A 15,778-nucleotide genomic window follows, 5' to 3' on the forward strand; every position below is an offset into this window, starting at 1 on the left:
CCCTCCACCCGGCGGGTGGAGGGGGCACCGCCGCGTCCGGCCTCCCTGCCGCGCCCCCGCGCTAGCGGCGGTACAGGGGCTCGCCGGGCAGCCCGGCGTCGGCCGGCAGGACGGCCAGGCCCAGGCCCCGGTCGAGCCGGACCCGCAGCACCGGGTCGGCCGCGACGGCCTGCCCGAGCCGCTGCGCGGCCGCCTGGACGGCCTCCTGGTCCAGCGCCGGGTCGAACACCACCGCGAGCAGGCCGTCCCCCTCCTGATAGGGCGCCAGCAGACCGCTCACCACCTGCGGCTCGGCCGCCAGCAGGGCCCGGACGGCCTCGCGCACCTCGGGGTCGCGCACCGGCGGCAGGTACGGCCGGTTCTCCGCCAGCGCGCGCAGCCGGGCCCCGGACAGCTGGTAGGGCACCGGGCCGGCCGGATCGATCAGCAGGGTGTCCGCGCGCTCGGAGTAGGCGACCATCGCGGCCTGCGGGGCGGCCACCGGCGCCGGCCGGGCGTCGGCCCGCCAGCGGGTCATCGCCTCCATCGAGGTGAAGGCCGGCAGCGCCCGGCGGCCGTCCGCGGCCTCGATCACCGGGACGGCCATGTCACTGGTCTTCTCGTGCTTGTGCCCGTGCTCGTCCAGTTCCACCTCGCCGAGGACGGCGACGATCGGGACCATCAGCCGGGTCGGCGTCAGCGCCGCGAGCACCTCCGGCTCGGCCGCGCGCTCCTGCGCCCAGCGGGCGAGCGCCTCGGCGAGAGCCGGGTCGGCGGTGCCGTCGTCGGCGGCGAATCCTGGGTTCGGAATGTTCTTGCGGTCCACCCGGCCGACCCTATGCCACCTCACACCCGCCACCGGATCGAGGCGGATCACGCGCCGCCGGGGCGGATCACCCGTCACAGGCCTACCCACCGGTAGTCCGGTGTGGCACTCTGCGCCCATGGCCACGCTCGAAGCTGCTGCCCGCACCGCCGCCGCGCCCTCGCCGGCGGCCGACCGAGCCCGGTACGACCGGGCCACCGCCCACCTGGACGGCCCGGTGGCCGTCGTCGACCTGGCGGCCTTCGACGCCAACGCCGCCGACCTGGTCCGCCGGGCGGCCGGCAAGCCGATCCGGGTGGCCAGCAAGTCGGTGCGCTGCCGGGCGCTGCTGGAGCGGGTACTGGCGACGGACGGCTTCGCCGGGGTGATGAGCTTCACCCTCGGCGAGTCGCTCTGGCTGGCCCGGGCCGGCGTCCGCGACGTCCTGCTGGCCTACCCCAGCGCCGACCGGGCCGGCTTCGCCGAGCTGACCGCCGATCCGGCGGCGGCCGCCGCCGTCACCGTCCTGGTGGACGACCCGGCCCAGCTCGACCTGATCGACGCGGCCCGGACCGGCCCCGCCGAGGTGCGGGTCTGCCTGGAGCTGGACACCTCGCTGCAGCTGTTCGGCGGGCGCGTACGGGTCGGCGCCCGGCGCTCGCCGATGCGCACGCCCGAGGACCTCGGCGCCTTCGCCGAGCTGGTGCAGCGCCGCCGGGGGTTCCGGGTGGTCGGGCTGATGGCCTACGAGGGGCACATCGCCGGGGTGGGCGACAGCCTGCCCGGGCGGCCGGTGCGCTCGCGGATGATCCGGCTGATGCAGGCGAAGGCACGAACCGAGCTGGCCGAGCGGCGCGCGGCGGCGGTCCGGCGGCTGCGCGAGGTGGCCGAGCTGGAGTTCGTCAACGGCGGCGGCACCGGCAGCGTCGAGTCGACCGCGGCGGAGCGGGCGGTCACCGAGGTGGCGGCCGGCTCGGGGCTGTACGTGCCGCGGCTGTTCGACCACTACCGCGCGTTCCGCGGCCGGCCGGCCGCGCTGTTCGGCCAGCCGGTGGTGCGCCGGCCCGGCCTCGGCGTGGTGACGGTGCTCGGCGGCGGCTACCCGGCCTCCGGCGCGGCCGGGCCGGACCGCTCGCCGGTGCCCTACCTGCCGCCGGGGCTGCGCTACGACCCGATGGAGGGCGCCGGCGAGGTGCAGACCCCGCTGCTCGGCGCGGCCGCCGACGACCTGCTGATCGGCGACCGGGTCTGGTTCCGGCACGCCAAGGCGGGCGAGCTGTGCGAGCGCTTCGCCGAGCTGCACCTGATCGACGGCGACACGGTGGTGCGCACCGTCCCGACCTACCGGGGCGAGCTGAAGACCTTCCTCTGACCTCGCCGGATTCCCCGCTGCGGCACCGCCGTTGCTCTACCGTGGTTCCGACGGGACCGGACGTGAACCCAGGGGGCAGCCGTGGAGGCCGATATCGTGCAGCAGCTGGTGACGTCGGGCGCCACCACACTGGTCGGGCTGATGGCCACCGAGGCCTGGACGCAGGCCCGTTCGCGCTTCGCCGCGCTGTTCGGGCGCGGCGAGAGCGACGAGACGGAGGCGGCCGCGCTGGAGCGCTCGCGGGTGGTCATCACCCGCGCCCAGGAGAGCGGCGACACCGAGGCCGTCAACGACCTGACCGGCACCTGGCGCGGCCGGCTCCGCCAGGCACTGCTGGAGGACCCCGGGGCGGCGGACGAACTCCAGGGAATCCTGGACGAGTTCAGGCCGCAGCTGCCGGCGCGGGGCGGGGTCACCGTGCACAACACGATCAGCGGCGGGACGGTGAACGGCAACGTGATCCAGGCCCAGAACGTGCACGGGGGCGTGACCTACCACCAGGCCGTGCAGCCGCCGATCCGACCGTTCACCGGCCACTGACCTTTTCCCAGCCTTAAAGAGGCCCGAGGGGACGCCTAACTCCTGCGTCCCCTCGGGCCTCTGTGCTGCGCGTACGGCTACAGTCCGTCAAAAAGTACGCCACGACCGACTATTGCCAGTTGGTCTAGTCCAATCATACGCTCAGCCCGGGTCCCGCGTGCCGGGCCGGCGGACCCCGGGCAGACGTGCCCATCCCCCACACTCTCGGTCCGGAACACTGGTCAAGGAGTCCCCACCCCATGTCCATCAAGCGAAGTGCCCTGTCCCTCGGTGTCATAGGCGCCGCGGTCCTCGCCGTTTCGACGACCGCCGCCGGCACCGCCAGCGCCCACGGTGCCATGACCAACCCGGTCAGCCGGATCGCGGCCTGCTACGCCGAGGGCCCGGAGACCCCCAAGTCCCAGGTCTGCAAGGACCTCGTGGCGATGAGCGGCACCCAGCCGCTGTACGACTGGAACGAGGTCAACATCGCCAATGCGAACGGCAACCACCAGGCGCTGATCCCGGACGGCAAGCTCTGCTCGGCCAACCGCGACAAGTACAAGGCGCTCGACATGCCGCGCACCGACTGGCCGGCCACCCCGGTCAGCGCCGGTTCGTTCAACTTCAAGTTCCGCGTCACCGCCGCGCACGTCGGCACCCAGACCGTCTACATCACCAAGGCCGGCTACGACCCGACCAAGCCGCTGAAGTGGTCCGACCTGGAGTCGACCCCGGTCGCCCAGGTGCAGGTCACCCGCACCGCCACGGACGGGTACTACAACTACGCGGGCACGCTGCCCCAGCGCACCGGCCGCCAGCTGCTCTACATGGTCTGGCAGCGCAGCGACAGCCCCGAGGCGTTCTACAGCTGCTCCGACGTCGACTTCGGCCAGCCCGCGGCCGCCGCCGGCCAGACCGTGTCGGCGCTCTCCGCGCAGGCTCCGGTCGCGCCGAGCGAGGAGCAGATCACCGCGGGCCAGTCCAAGTCCACCGTCGCCCACCACGGGCACGGCGGCAACGCCAACGAGCCGGCGGGCGCGGTGGTGCCGACCGCCAACGCCGCCGTCGGCGGCTCGGCCACCGGTCCGCTGCTGCTGGCCGGCGCCGCCGCGATCAGCGTCGGATGGGCCGGCATGGTGCTCCGGCGCCGTCGCTTCGAGGCTGTTCGACGCGACTCCTGACCGCCGGAGGCCTGGGCCGGACCGCCCACCGACCCCCGTGCGGTCCGGCCCAGGCGATCCCCACCACGGCGTGTGAACACGGCGGCGGCCCACCCGGACTCCTCCGGGTGGGCCGCCGTACGTGAGCGGAGCTGCGCGGTCAGGTGGTGGTACCGCCGTCGGGGCCGGCCCCCGGGAAGGCGGGCACCTTGCCGGTGTAGTCGGCGATGCCCTTGACGATGGTGTCCATCACGGCGACATCGGGCGCCTTGGCGGCGATGTCGAAGCCGAGGTGGACGGAGATCAGCGACTTGCCGTCGGCGGCCGGGAAGACGACGGTCTGCACGTAGCCGTCGTTGCCCTTCGCCGCATCGACCTTCCACCGGACCAGGTAGCCGTCCCGGCCGTCGACCTTGACCGCCTCGGACTTCAGCTCCTCGTGGGAGTTGAGGTCGTTGTACGAGTCCTTGGCCGCCTTCTCGATGTCGGCCTTGGCCGCCGCCTGGACGTCGGTGCCGCCGCCGGCGATCCGGCCGGTGTTGGCGCCGCCCAGCGAGCAGTTGCCGCCGCCCTCGCATTGGTAGAGGCCCACGCTCAGCGCGGCGAAGCCGTCCGGGGTGGTGGTGCCCTGCCAGCCGGAGGGGACCGGCAGGGTGATCCGGTTCACCAGGTCGGCGGCGGGACCGCTGCCCTGGCCGTTGCCGCCACCGCTGCCGCCGTTGCCCTTGCCCTTGCCCTGACCGTTGCCGTTGCCCTGACCGTTGCCGTTGCCGTTGCCCTGACCGTTGCCATTGCCCTTGCCCTGGCCGTTGCCGCCGTTGCCGTTGCCCTGGCCGCCGTCGCTGTCGGGGCCGCCCAGATCGGGCAGACCGCTCCACGGGCCCTCCTCGCCGTACGGCGGGGCCTGCCGGGGCGCGCGGTGCGAGGCACGCGTCTCCCCGTGGCCGTCCATCACCAGGTAGGTGATCCCGGAGCCGGCGCCGAGGCCCAGCAGGGCCGCGACGGTGGCCGCGATCACCAGCTTGGACGGCTTGCGCCGGGGCTTGGGCGGCGCGGGCGGTGCGATCGCGCCGTAGGCGGCGCCGAAGGGGGGCGGCTCCGGGTAGCGGACCGTCGGCCCGCTCCCCAGCACCTCCCCCTCCAGCACCCGGGTCTCGGCGGTCGCGTCCGACCCCGGGGCCGCCGGCGCCGCGGGCTCCGGCGCCGGCGGGGCGTCCGAGGGTGCGGGCCGGGTGTCGGCCGTCCAGCCCTTGCCGTCCCACCAGCGCTGCGGTCGCGGATCGCTGGTGGTGTCCTTCGGGTCCGGGTACCACCCGGCGGGAATCTGCTCGCTCACGACAGAGAATCTAAAGGCAGCCGGATAAACGCGATATCAGCGCGACCGCCAATTCCCGGCATTCTGCATGAGATTACGGTGAGAAGGCCGAACGGAGGGCTAGATCGGGGTCACATAGGCCCCCGCGATGCCGCCGTCGACCAGGAACTCGCTCGCCGTGATGAAGGAGGAGTCGTCGCTGGCGAGGAAGGCGACCGCCGCCGCGATCTCCTCGGGCCGGGCGAACCGGCCGAGCGGAATGTGCACCAGCCGGCGGGCCGCCCGCTCCGGGTCCTTGGCGAACAGCTCGCGCAGCAGCGGGGTGTCCACCGGCCCGGGCGAGAGCGCGTTGACCCGGATGCCCTCCCGGGCGAACTGCACGCCCAGCTCGCGGGACATCGCCAGCACCCCGCCCTTGGAGGCGGTGTAGGAGATCTGCGAGGTGGCCGCGCCCATCCGTGCCACGAAGCTGGCGGTGTTGATGATCGAACCGCGCCCGTGCCGCCGCATGTACGGCAGCGCCGCCTTGCAGCACAGGTAGACGGAGGTCAGGTTGACCTCCTGCACCTTGCGCCAGGCCGCCAGCTCGGTGGTCAGGATGGAGTCGTCCTCCGGCGGCGAGATGCCCGCGTTGTTGAAGGCGACGTCCACGCTGCCGTAGGTCTCGTAGGCCTCGTCGAAGAGCGCCTCGACCATGTACGGGTCGGTGACGTCGGTGTGCACGAACAGGCCGCCGACCTCCTGGGCGGCCGCCTTGCCGGTGTCCTCGTCGACATCGGCGCAGACCACCTTGGCGCCCTCCGAGGCGAGCCGGCGGGCGGCGGCCAGCCCGATGCCGCTGCCCGCTCCGGTGATCACGGCCGTCCGGCCGACCAGACGCCGGCAGACCGGGCCGTCCTTCTCGGTGGCGGCGGGCTTCTCGCTCATGGCCGGCTCCTACTCCTCGCTGTGGATGAACACGTTCTTGGTCTCGGTGAAGTCGACCAGCGCGTCGGGCCCGAGCTCCCGGCCGATGCCGGAGTCGCCGAACCCGCCGAAGGGCGTCCAGTACCGCACCGAGGAGTGCGAGTTGACGGACAGGTTGCCCGCCGCGACGCCCCGGGCCAGGCGCAGCGCCCGGCCGACGTCCCGCGTCCAGATGGAGCCGGAGAGCCCGTAACGGGTGGCGTTGGCCAGCCGCACGGCGTCCGCCTCGTCGTCGAAGGGGAGCACCACCGCGACCGGGCCGAAGATCTCCTCGGTCGCCGCGGGCACGCTCGGGTCGGCGGGGGCGAGCACCGTGGGCGGGTACCAGAAGCCGGGGCCGTCGGGCACCGCGCCGCGGGCCAGCACCGGCAGCTCGGGGGTGACGTAGGAGGCGACCCGGCGGACCTGGGCGGCGGAGATCAGCGGGCCGAGTTCGGTGTCCGGGTCGGCCGGATCCCCGGTGCGGACGGCTTCGACGGCGGGCAGCAGCAGGGCGAGGAAGTCGTCGAGGGCCTCGCGCTGGACCAGGATGCGGCTGCGCGCGCAGCAGTCCTGCCCGCTGTTGTCGAGGAAGGACATCGGGTCGGCGGCGCGGGCGAGGTCGGCGTCCGCGAAGACGATGTTGGGGCTCTTGCCGCCGAGTTCGAGGGTGACCCGCTTGGCCCGGGCCGCGCAGCGGGCGGCGACCTCCTTGCCGACCAGGGTCGAGCCGGTGAAGACGATCTTGCGGACGGCGGGGTGGTCGACCAGGGCCCGCCCGGTGGTGGCGCCGGCGCCGGGGACGACCTGGAGGAGACCCTCCGGAAGCCCGGCGGCGAGGGCGAGTTCGGCCAGCCGCAGCGCGGTGAGCGGGGTGGCCTCGGCGGGCTTGAGGAGCACGGCGTTTCCCGCGGCGAGGGCGGGGGCGAAGCCCCAGGCGGCGATCGGCATCGGGAAGTTCCAGGGGGCGATCACCCCGACCACGCCGATCGGCTCGTGGAAGGTGATGTCCAGGCCGCCGGCCACCGGGATCTGGCGGCCGGTCAGCCGCTCCACCCCGCCGGCGGCGTACTCCAGCAGGTCGCGGACGTTGCCCGCCTCCCAGCGGGCGTTGCCGAGGGTGTGGCCGGCCTCGCTCACCTCCAGGGCGGCCAGCTCGGGGATGTGCACCTCGACCTGGTCGGCGAAGCGGCGCAGCAGTCGGGCGCGTTCGCCGGGGGCGAGCGCGGCCCAGCCCTGCTGGGCCTTGAGGGCGCGCTGGACGGCGGCGTCCAGCTGAGCCGGGGTGGTGTCGGGGACGGTGCCGAGCGGCTCGCCGGTGGCGGGATTGAGGACGGTGCAGGCGGCGGGACCCTCCATGCCGCTCACATCCGCTCGAAGGATCGGTAGCGCTCCCAGTCGGTGACGGCGCTGTCGTACGCGTTCAGCTCGACCCGGGCCATGTGCAGGTAGTGCTCGACCACGTCACTGCCGAACGCGGCGCGGGCGAGCTCGCTCCCCGCCCAGCGGTCGGCGGCCTCGCGCAGCGAGCCGGGCACCCGGGCGTACTCGTCGACGGCGTAGGCGTTGCCGAGGCAGGGGGCGGGCAGTTCGAGCTTGTGCTGGAGGCCGTGCAGGCCGGCGGCGATCATGCCGGCGACGGCGAGGTACGGGTTGACGTCACCGCCGGGGACGCGGTTCTCCATCCGCAGGCTCGGACCGTGACCGACCACCCGGTAGGCGCAGGTCCGGTTGTCCCGGCCCCAGGCGACGGCGGTCGGGGCGAAGGAGCCGGGCCGGTAGCGCTTGTAGGAGTTGATGTTGGGCGCGTAGAGCAGGCTGAACTCGCGCAGGGCGGTGAGCTGGCCGGCGAGGAAGTGCCGCATGGTGTCGGTCATCCGGCCGTCGCGGTCGGCGAAGGCGGGGGCGCCGCCCGGCTCGCGCCCGTCCCGGAGGTCCCGCAGGGACAGGTGGATGTGGCAGCTGTTGCCCTCGCGCTCGTCGTACTTGGCCATGAAGGTGAGCGCGCAGCCCTGCTGGGCGGCGATCTCCTTGGCGCCGGTCTTGTAGACGCTGTGCTGGTCGCAGGTGGTGAGGGCGTCGGCGTAGCGGAAGGCGATCTCGTGCTGGCCGAGGTTGCACTCGCCCTTGGCCGACTCGACCACGAGGCCGGCGCCGGCCATCTCGTTGCGGATCCGGGAGAGCAGCGGCTCGACCCGGGCGGTGCCGAGCAACGAGTAGTCCACGTTGTACTGGTTGGCCGGGGTGAGGCCGCGGTACCCGCCGAGCCAGGCCTGTTCGTAGGTGTCACGGAAGACCAGGAACTCCAGCTCGGTGCCGATGTCGGCGGCCAGGCCGTACTCGGCGAGGCGCCCGATCTGGCGCTGCAGCAACTGGCGGGGCGCGGTGTCGACGGGGTGGCCGCCGTGCCGGGCGAGGTCCGCGGTGACCTGCGCGGTGCCGGGCTGCCAGGGGGTGAGCCGGAGCGTGCCGAGATCGGGGCGCATGGCGAAGTCCCCGTAGCCCGTCTCCCAGGAGGAGTGGGCGTAGCCGTCGACCGTGTTGAGGTCGACGTCGACGGCGAGCAGGTAGTCGCAGGCCTCGGCGCCGTGCTCGGCGACCTCGTCGAGGAAGAACCGGGCGGCGAAGCGCTTGCCCTGGAGCCGGCCCTGCATGTCGGTGAAGGCGAGGGCGACGGTGTGGATCTCGCCGGCGTCGACCAGCGTGCGCAGCTCGTCGATGGTGAGCGGCGCGCGCGGCGGCGCACCCGCGGCGGCGTTGTCGGGCATGACGGAACCCTCCCCTTCGATCACTCAGCGAGATCAGACGGTCACAGCGAACCGTACGGCCTGCCACGGACAGCACGGAAGAGGGCGGACGGGTGTGGCGCGCCGATACGCGTGGTTGACGGGGTATCAGGCGGGGCGGGAGGAGAATGCCCGCCATGGATCGCAGGCCTTTCATCGGCGTCAGCACCTACCTGGTGGACGCGAGTTGGAGCGACTGGCGGGCCCGCCGGGTGGCACTGGTGCCCGAGCGGTACACCGCGTACGTGCGGGATTCGGGCGGGATCGCGGTGCTGCTGCCGCCGGACGCCCCGGAGCGCGCGCCGGAGGTGCTCGCCCGGTTGGACGCGCTGGTCGTCGCGGGCGGGCCGGACATCGACCCGGCGTACTACGGGCAGCCGCCGCACCCGCTGACCGAGGCGGACGCGCCGGAGCGGGACCACTGGGAGTCGGCGCTGCTGCGGGCGGCCCTGGCGGCGGGCATGCCGCTGCTGGGCATCTGCCGGGGCATGCAGGTGCTGAACGTGGTGTGCGGTGGCTCGCTCGTCCAGCACCTCCCGGACGTGGTCACCCCGGACGTGCACGGCGGCTCGCCCGGCAGGTACGGGGAGCACACGGTGCGGCCGGTGCCCGGCACGCTGCTCGGCGGGCTGCTGCCGGAGAGCGAGCTGACCGTGCCGACCTTCCACCACCAGGCGGTGGACCGGCTCGGCTCGGGGCTGCGGGTGAGCGCGCACGCGCCGGACGGGACCGTGGAGGCGGTGGAGGGGCCGGGGTTCACCCTCGGGGTGCAGTGGCACCCCGAGCAGGGGGACGACCTGCGGGTGATGCAGGCCCTGGTCCGGGCGGCGACGGCGGCCCGGACGGTGCCGCTGGAGGCGGTCGGGGCCGTCGCCCTCGGCAGCTCCTAACCGGTCGCGGCGGCGGGCTCGGCGACCCCGGCGGTTCCGGCGGTTCCGGCGGTTCCGGCATGGTCGGTCTCGACGCGGTCGGGCCGGCGGGCGGCCTCCAGCAGGCTCGGCAGCATCCGCTCCGCGTGCTCCGCGTAGCCGCGCGGGGACGGGTGCACGCCGTCCGGGCCGAGGAGTTCGTGCGCCCGGTCGCGGAACTCGGTGCCGGAGGACGGCGCCGGCACGGCACCGACCCGCTCGGCGGCCCGGCTCTGCAGCCGGGCCAGCCGCCGGGAACGGCGAGCGCCCCACCAGCGGGCCGGCGACCGGAGCCCGGGGGCGTACCCGGGGTCGGGGCAGGGCACCACGACCAGCTGCCACCCCGTTTCGTGCAGGACCCCCAGCAGGTGGGCGAAGCCGCGGCCGGAGCGCCCCAGCGGCAGGGGGAGCAGGGCGTCGTTGCCGCCGACGATCAGCACCGCGAGACCGGGCCGCAGCCGGGCCGCCCGGGCCACCTGCCGGCGCAGGCCCGCCGTGGTGGCGCCGACCCGGGCGAGCACCCGCAGGTCCACCGGCCGGTCCAGGCGGCGGCCGAGGCCGTCGGCGAGCCGGGCGCCGAGGGTCTCCTCGCGACGGCCGGCCCCGAGGCTCTGGGCCAGCGAGTCGCCCAGCATCAGCAGGGTGAGCGGCCGGTCGTCGGCCGGTTCGGCGGGCCCGTACCGGCCGTCGGCGATCGGGACCGACCAGTCGGCGGGCGGGCGGCGCATCAGCACCCGGCTGTAGAGGCGGGCGGCGGTGAGCCGGGCGCGGCCGAGCGGTCCGCCGGAGCGGCGCGGCCGGCGGGCGGCGTCGGGGCGGGCCTGCGGCGGGGCGGTCGGGGCCGGGACGGCGGACGGGGCGGGGCCGGCGGTCGGGGTGGGGCCGGGCATGGCGGTACTCCAGGGCGGGTCGGCGGGCGGGGGTGACGGACCCGGGGCAGCACGGAGCCGCCGCTCGACCCTTCCGGGTGCGGCAGCCGTGCCGGAGCCCGGGCACGGGCGGGCGGCGGACGGGGACGGGGACGGCGGGGAACGCCGGCGGTCGGGCGGTGGTCAGACGGCGGTCAGGACGACGACCGCGTTCTGGCCGCCGAAGCCGCTGGAGACCGAGACGGCGGCCTGCAGGGCGACCGGCCGGGGCGCTTTGGTGACCACGTCGAGGTCGATCGCCTCGTCCATCCGGTCGAGGTTGGCGGTCGGCGGGATCAGCTGGTGCTGCAGGGTCAGTACGGTCAGTGCCGCCTCGATCGCACCGGCCGCGCCCATGGTGTGTCCGATCACGCTCTTGTTGGCGGTGACCGGCGGCGGGCGGTGGAAGACCTGGCGCAGCGCCGCCGCCTCCGCCGGGTCGTTCAGCGCGGTGCCGGTGCCGTGCGCGTTGACGTGCCCGATCTCGTACGGCGCCAGCCCGGCGTCGGCGAGCGCGGTGTCGAGGGCGCGGGCGAGGCCGTCGCCGTCCGGGTGGGGCGCGGTGAAGTGGTACGCGTCGGCGGCGGAGCCGTGCCCCGCCAGGTAGGCGCGCGGGCGGACACCGCGTGCCCGGGCGTGCTCGACGCGCTCCAGGACCAGGACACCCGCGCCCTCGCCGAGGACGAAGCCGTCCCGGTCGGCGTCGAACGGGCGGGAGGCGCCGGCCGGGTCGTGCCGCCGCCGGGAGAGCGCGCCCAGCCGGTCGAAGGCCGTCGCCACCATCCGGGAGCGGCCGCTGTCCGCACCGCCGGCCAGCACCAGGTCGCAGGTGCCGGCCCGGAGCAGGTCGCAGGCCAGCCCGAGCGCACTGGTGCCGGACGCGCAGGCGGTGCTGACGACCAGGCTGGGCCCGAGCGCCCCGAGATCCAGACTGACCTCGCCGGCCGCCATGTTGGGGATGCTGCGGGGCAGCATCAGCGGGGAGATCCGGTCGGCCCGGCCCTGCTCCAGCCGGGCGTACTCCACCTGGTGGGTCGTGACGCTGGTGGCGCTGACGCCGAGCACCACCCCGACCCGGGCGCCGTCCCACCCGGCCGGGTCGAGCCGGGCGTCGTCGACCGCCTCGCGGGCGGCCAGGACGGCGAGTTGGGCGAACGGATCGAGCCGGCGCGCCAGCCGGCCGCCGAGCAGCCCCGGCGCGTCGTACGGGTCGACGGTGCAGCAGAAGTCGGCGTTCAACCCGGCCAGCGTGAGGTCCGGACGCGCGGTCGGCTCACCGCCCAGGAAGTGCTGCCAGGTGGCCGCCGTGCCGAAGCCGGCCGGGGTGACCAGGCCGAGCCCGGTCACGGCCACCGTGCGCCCGCTCAACTGACCGCGCCCGCTGCCAGGCCGGCGTCGGCGAAGGCCGCGAGCTCACCGAGGGTGCCGTCCGGCCGGATGTCGGCCACGGTGACGCCGATCCGCTCCTCCACCAGCAGCGAGAGCTCGACCAGCGCCAGGCTGTCGAGCTCCAGCGAGGCCAGGGTGGCGCCGGGCCGGACGCGCTCGGCGGCGACGTCGAACTCCGTGATCAGGCAGGCGTGGAGGATGTCGTAGCTCTGGGACGAGGACATGCCGGTGGGCCTTTCGCTAGTGGGTGTGGTCAGTCGAGCTCGGGGACGAGAACGGGGGCCGGGGCCGGGGCCGGGCGGCGCCCGGGGAGCCGGTACCAGGCGAGGACGGCGGCGAGCAGCGCGGCGGCGCCGCCGACCCGGGAGGCGGCGGCGAGACCGTCGGTGAACGCGCCCGCGTCCCCCGCCGGGGCGCCGGCCACCGAGGTGGCCAGGACCGAGCCGAGCACGGCCACGCCGAGAGTCGAACCGACCTGCCGGGTGGCGTCGTTGAGGGCGGAGCCGACCCCGGCCATGGCCGCGGGCACGGCGCTCATCACCAGCTCGGTGGCGACCGGCGCCAGCAGCCCGGCGCCCAGGCCGCAGATGCCCTCGAAGGCCAGCACCGGAGCGTCCCCCGAGTCGGCGGCCAGCCGGCCCAGTTGGGCGAAGCCGGCGACGATCAGCAGCAGGCCGCCCGCCACCGGGACCCGGGCGCCGAGCCGCCGCGCCACCACCGGGCCGAGCACCGCACCGGCCGCGAGCCCCAGCGACAGCGGGACCATCCGCAGCCCGGCCTGCCAGGCCGACAGCCCGCGCACCTGCTGCAGGTAGAGCGTGAGCAGGAACATCGCACCGAACATCGCGAAGGACATCAGCGCCAGGCACAGCGTGGCCGGCCAGACCGGCCCGCCGCGCAGCAGCCGGACCGGCACCATCGGCGCCGCGCACCGCAGCTGCCACCCCGCGAACCCGGCGAGCAGCAGCGCCGCCGCCCCGAAGGCGGCCAGCACCTCGGCACTGGTCCAACCGCGCCCGGGGGCCTCGATGATGGCCCAGACCAGCGCCAGCAGCCCGCCGCAGGAGAGCAGCGCGCCCGGGCGGTCCAGCGGGCGCGCCCCGGGGTCACGCGACTCGGGCAGCACCGGGACGACCGCCAGGAGCACCGCCACCACCGGGACGTTCAGCCAGAACGCCGCCTGCCAGCCGTGCCGCTCGACCAGCCAGCCGCCCACGACCGGCCCGAACAGCGCGCCGACCCCGGCCACCGCCGCCCAGATGCCGATCGCCCGCCGGCGGTCCGCCGCCGCGGGGAGGACGTGCACGATGGTGGAGAGGGTCGCGGGCATGAACAGCGCCGCACCCAGCCCCATCCCGCAGCGGGCCGCGACCAGGTGGGCGGGGTCGTCACCGACGGCGCCCGCCACCGAGGCGAGCGCGCAGAGCGCCAGCCCGGTGGTGAACGCCAGGCGCCGGCCGTACCGGTCGCCCAGCGCTCCCGCGGCCAGGACGCAGCCGCCGAGCGCCAGCGCGTAGCCGTCGACGATCCACTGGGTCTCGGCCAGGCTCGGGCCCAGCTCGGCCCGCAGGCCGGGGACGGCCACGTTCAGGACGGTGAAGTCCAGGCCGAGCAGGAACAGCGCGGCGCAGACCACCGCCACCGCCGCCCACGCCCGCCGCCCGGCCACCGGGCCGCGCTCCTGCCGCGCTCCCCCTTGCCGGACGCCCCCTCGCCGCACGCTCGCTCGTCGCACGCTCGCTCGTCGCACGCTCCCGGCCTCAGACCGGCAGCCGCAGCGGCTCGTCACGCCGCCGCAAGCCGATCCGGTACAGCGTGGCGGCGCCGCGCAGGAACGTCACCTCGCAGGCCCGCAGGTACAGCCGGTAGCGCCGGTAGCCCTCCGGGCCGACCAGGCGCTCGGCCTCCTCGCGGGCCCGCAGCAGCCGGGCGGACCAGGCCCTGAGGGTGCGGGCGTAGTCCTCGGCCGAGGCGTGCAGCACGACGACCGAGAAGTAGGGGTCGGCCGCCGCCGCGATCTCGCTCAGCCGGGGCAGCCTGGCCCCGGGGAAGATGTCGCTGCCGACGAAGGACCCCACCGGGCCCCCGCCGTCGGCGGCGCCGTCGTACGCGATGGTCTGCAGCGACATCCGGCCGCCGGGGCGCAGCCAGCCGTGGCAGTGCTCGAAGTACCGGGCGTAGACGCCGAGCCGTTCGGCGTGACTCATGTCGGCGGTGGCGAAGTGCTCGAAGGAGCCCATCCCGACGACCACGTCGTACGGCTGCGCCGGGCGGTGGTCCTCCCAGCTCTCCAGCCGGGCCTCGACGCCCGGCAGGCCGAGCGCCTCCAGGTGGGCGTGCTGGGCGCGGGAGATGGTCAGGCCGGTGGCGGAGGCGGCGCGGTCCTCGCGGACGGCGTGCGCCAGCATCGCGCCCCAGCCGCAGCCGATGTCGAGCAGCCGCGCCCCGCCGCCGCGTTCGGCGCCGACGAGGTCCAGGTGGTGGTCCAGCTTGGCCCGCTGGGCGCGCGGCAGCGCGGTGTCGTCCGGCTCGTCACCGGGGATGCCCGTCCACATCGCCGCCGTGTACGCCAGCGTCTCGTCGAGCCAGAGCGCGTAGAACTCGTTGCCGAGGTCGTAGTGGAACTCGATGTCGGTGACGCCGGTGCCGGCGGTGGTGATGGTCATGCTGCTCCTGTTCGGCCGGTCGGGCTTGCGAGCGGGGCGTTCTCGGGGGCTCCCCCGGCGCGGCGGGCGCGCGCCGCCAGGGCCTGGTCCCGGCGTTCGACGAAGCGGGCGGCCCGGGTGTCCAGGCGATCCAGGTGCTCGGCGAGCCGGTCGCGGGCCTGTTCGCCGACCGGGCCGAGCCCGGTCAGTTCGAAGAGCTGCAGCGAGCGCACCAGCGGGACCAGCACCTCGTCGTGGTGGACCCTGAGGTCGTACACGCCGGCCACCGCGACCTCGGCCGCCATCCGGGCGAAGCCGGGCATGCCCTGCCCCGGCATGGCGAAGTCGCGGACGGTCCGGTCGAGTACCGCGAGCACCGGGTCGGGATCGAGTTCCAGGGCGACCCGCAGCAGTTCGCGGTAGAAGACCATGTGCAGGTTCTCGTCCTGGGCGATCCTCGTGAGCAGCCGCTCGCAGACCGGGTCGCCGCTGAGCCGGCCGGTGTTGCGGTGGCTCACCCGGGTGGCCAGCTCCTGCACGGTCGCGTAGGCGACCAGGCCGAGCACGCCGACCGGCTCGGGGACGGCACCGGCGCCGAGCTGGGCCATCCGGGCGCGCTCCAGGGCGATCGGGTCGACGGCGCGGGCGGCGTGCAGGTAGGCGCGGATGGATCCGGCGTGCCGGTCCTCCTCGGCGGTCCACCGGTGCAGCCAGGCGCCCCAGACGCCGTCCCGGGAGGTCTGCGACCCGAGCGTCCAGTGGTAGCCGGGCAGGTTGTCCTCGGTGAGCAGGTTGACCACCAGGGCGGAGCGCACGGCGGGGCTCAGCGCCGACTGTTCGGGGCGCCAGGGCTGCCCGTCGAGCGGGCCGTCGAAGTCCCGGCCGAGGGTCCACGGCACGTACTGGTGCGGGAACCACTCGCGCGCCGAGTTGAGATGACGATTCATCAACTCTTCGGTGGCGGGCTCTAATTCGACGAGCCAGCGGACGGCTTCCGCCGTAGCGATCTTCACGGATGGTGATCGTTGCGCAGCCGTGCGCACC

The 15,778-nt window shown here is 75.1% G+C and carries 15 protein-coding genes; 4 read left to right on the top strand and 11 right to left on the bottom strand.

The features are described from left to right. Window positions 1-61: 61 nt before the first annotated feature. On the bottom strand, window positions 62-805 hold the full coding sequence (locus ACFVYI_RS18625; protein ID WP_387886681.1) for an SseB family protein: 744 nt from the start codon (window positions 803-805) through the stop codon (window positions 62-64). Window positions 806-923: 118 nt separating this feature from the next. Between ACFVYI_RS18625 and ACFVYI_RS18630 the strand changes: the two genes are divergently transcribed. From ACFVYI_RS18630 to ACFVYI_RS18640, 3 genes are all read left to right on the top strand, one after another. Further along, window positions 924-2,156: an amino acid deaminase/aldolase gene (locus tag ACFVYI_RS18630; protein ID WP_387886684.1), complete on the top strand. Its 1,233-nt coding sequence runs from the start codon at window positions 924-926 to the stop codon at window positions 2,154-2,156. An 81-nt stretch (window positions 2,157-2,237) separates the two neighbouring features. Beyond that, window positions 2,238-2,696, top strand: coding sequence for a hypothetical protein (locus ACFVYI_RS18635; RefSeq protein WP_387886686.1), 459 nt, complete (start codon window positions 2,238-2,240; stop codon window positions 2,694-2,696). 239 nt (window positions 2,697-2,935) lie between these two features. Then, window positions 2,936-3,859, top strand: a complete 924-nt coding sequence (locus tag ACFVYI_RS18640; protein ID WP_387886688.1) for a lytic polysaccharide monooxygenase — start codon at window positions 2,936-2,938, stop codon at window positions 3,857-3,859. A gap of 139 nt (window positions 3,860-3,998) precedes the next feature. Here ACFVYI_RS18640 and ACFVYI_RS18645 read toward each other — a convergent pair whose 3' ends face one another. From ACFVYI_RS18645 to ACFVYI_RS18660, 4 genes are all read right to left on the bottom strand, one after another. Further along, window positions 3,999-5,174, bottom strand: coding sequence for a DUF2510 domain-containing protein (locus tag ACFVYI_RS18645; RefSeq protein ID WP_387886689.1), 1,176 nt, complete (start codon window positions 5,172-5,174; stop codon window positions 3,999-4,001). Window positions 5,175-5,273: 99 nt separating this feature from the next. Beyond that, entirely contained in the window at window positions 5,274-6,080 is an 807-nt protein-coding gene (locus ACFVYI_RS18650; RefSeq protein ID WP_387886691.1) for a 3-oxoacyl-ACP reductase, read from the bottom strand. Window positions 6,081-6,089: 9 nt separating this feature from the next. After that, complete coding sequence (locus ACFVYI_RS18655; RefSeq protein WP_387886693.1) at window positions 6,090-7,457, bottom strand: aldehyde dehydrogenase family protein; 1,368 nt, start codon at window positions 7,455-7,457, stop codon at window positions 6,090-6,092. Between the two features lie 5 nt (window positions 7,458-7,462). Further along, window positions 7,463-8,866, bottom strand: coding sequence for a glutamine synthetase family protein (locus ACFVYI_RS18660; RefSeq protein ID WP_387886695.1), 1,404 nt, complete (start codon window positions 8,864-8,866; stop codon window positions 7,463-7,465). Between the two features lie 155 nt (window positions 8,867-9,021). Here ACFVYI_RS18660 and ACFVYI_RS18665 point away from each other — a divergent pair, with 155 nt between their 5' ends. Next, the gene (locus tag ACFVYI_RS18665) at window positions 9,022-9,774 is read left to right on the top strand and encodes a gamma-glutamyl-gamma-aminobutyrate hydrolase family protein (protein ID WP_387886698.1); all 753 of its coding nucleotides are present in this window, start codon (window positions 9,022-9,024) and stop codon (window positions 9,772-9,774) included. On the opposite strand, the gene ACFVYI_RS18670 is transcribed toward ACFVYI_RS18665, so the two are convergent. From ACFVYI_RS18670 to ACFVYI_RS18695, 6 genes are all read right to left on the bottom strand, one after another. After that, window positions 9,771-10,682, bottom strand: coding sequence for an SGNH/GDSL hydrolase family protein (locus tag ACFVYI_RS18670; protein WP_387886700.1), 912 nt, complete (start codon window positions 10,680-10,682; stop codon window positions 9,771-9,773). The two genes, ACFVYI_RS18665 and ACFVYI_RS18670, sit on opposite strands and share 4 nt — an antisense overlap. A 162-nt stretch (window positions 10,683-10,844) precedes the next feature. Beyond that, the gene (locus ACFVYI_RS18675; RefSeq protein ID WP_387886703.1) at window positions 10,845-12,068 is read right to left on the bottom strand and encodes a beta-ketoacyl-[acyl-carrier-protein] synthase family protein; all 1,224 of its coding nucleotides are present in this window, start codon (window positions 12,066-12,068) and stop codon (window positions 10,845-10,847) included. Further along, the gene (locus ACFVYI_RS18680; protein WP_387886706.1) at window positions 12,065-12,313 is read right to left on the bottom strand and encodes a phosphopantetheine-binding protein; all 249 of its coding nucleotides are present in this window, start codon (window positions 12,311-12,313) and stop codon (window positions 12,065-12,067) included. The genes ACFVYI_RS18675 and ACFVYI_RS18680 overlap by 4 nt, the downstream gene beginning before the upstream one ends. Before the next feature lie 29 nt (window positions 12,314-12,342). Continuing rightward, on the bottom strand, window positions 12,343-13,758 hold the full coding sequence (locus tag ACFVYI_RS18685) for an MFS transporter (RefSeq protein ID WP_387886708.1): 1,416 nt from the start codon (window positions 13,756-13,758) through the stop codon (window positions 12,343-12,345). Window positions 13,759-13,849: 91 nt separating this feature from the next. Next, entirely contained in the window at window positions 13,850-14,755 is a 906-nt protein-coding gene (locus ACFVYI_RS18690) for a class I SAM-dependent methyltransferase (RefSeq protein WP_387886711.1), read from the bottom strand. After that, a complete protein-coding gene (locus ACFVYI_RS18695) occupies window positions 14,752-15,747 on the bottom strand; it encodes an acyl-ACP desaturase (RefSeq protein ID WP_387886712.1) in 996 nt (331 codons plus the stop codon). Before ACFVYI_RS18695 ends, ACFVYI_RS18690 begins: the two co-directional genes overlap by 4 nt. Window positions 15,748-15,778: the final 31 nt, after the last annotated feature.

The sequence above is a fragment of the Kitasatospora sp. NPDC058218 genome (assembly GCF_042882445.1).
Lineage (GTDB): Bacteria > Actinomycetota > Actinomycetes > Streptomycetales > Streptomycetaceae > Kitasatospora.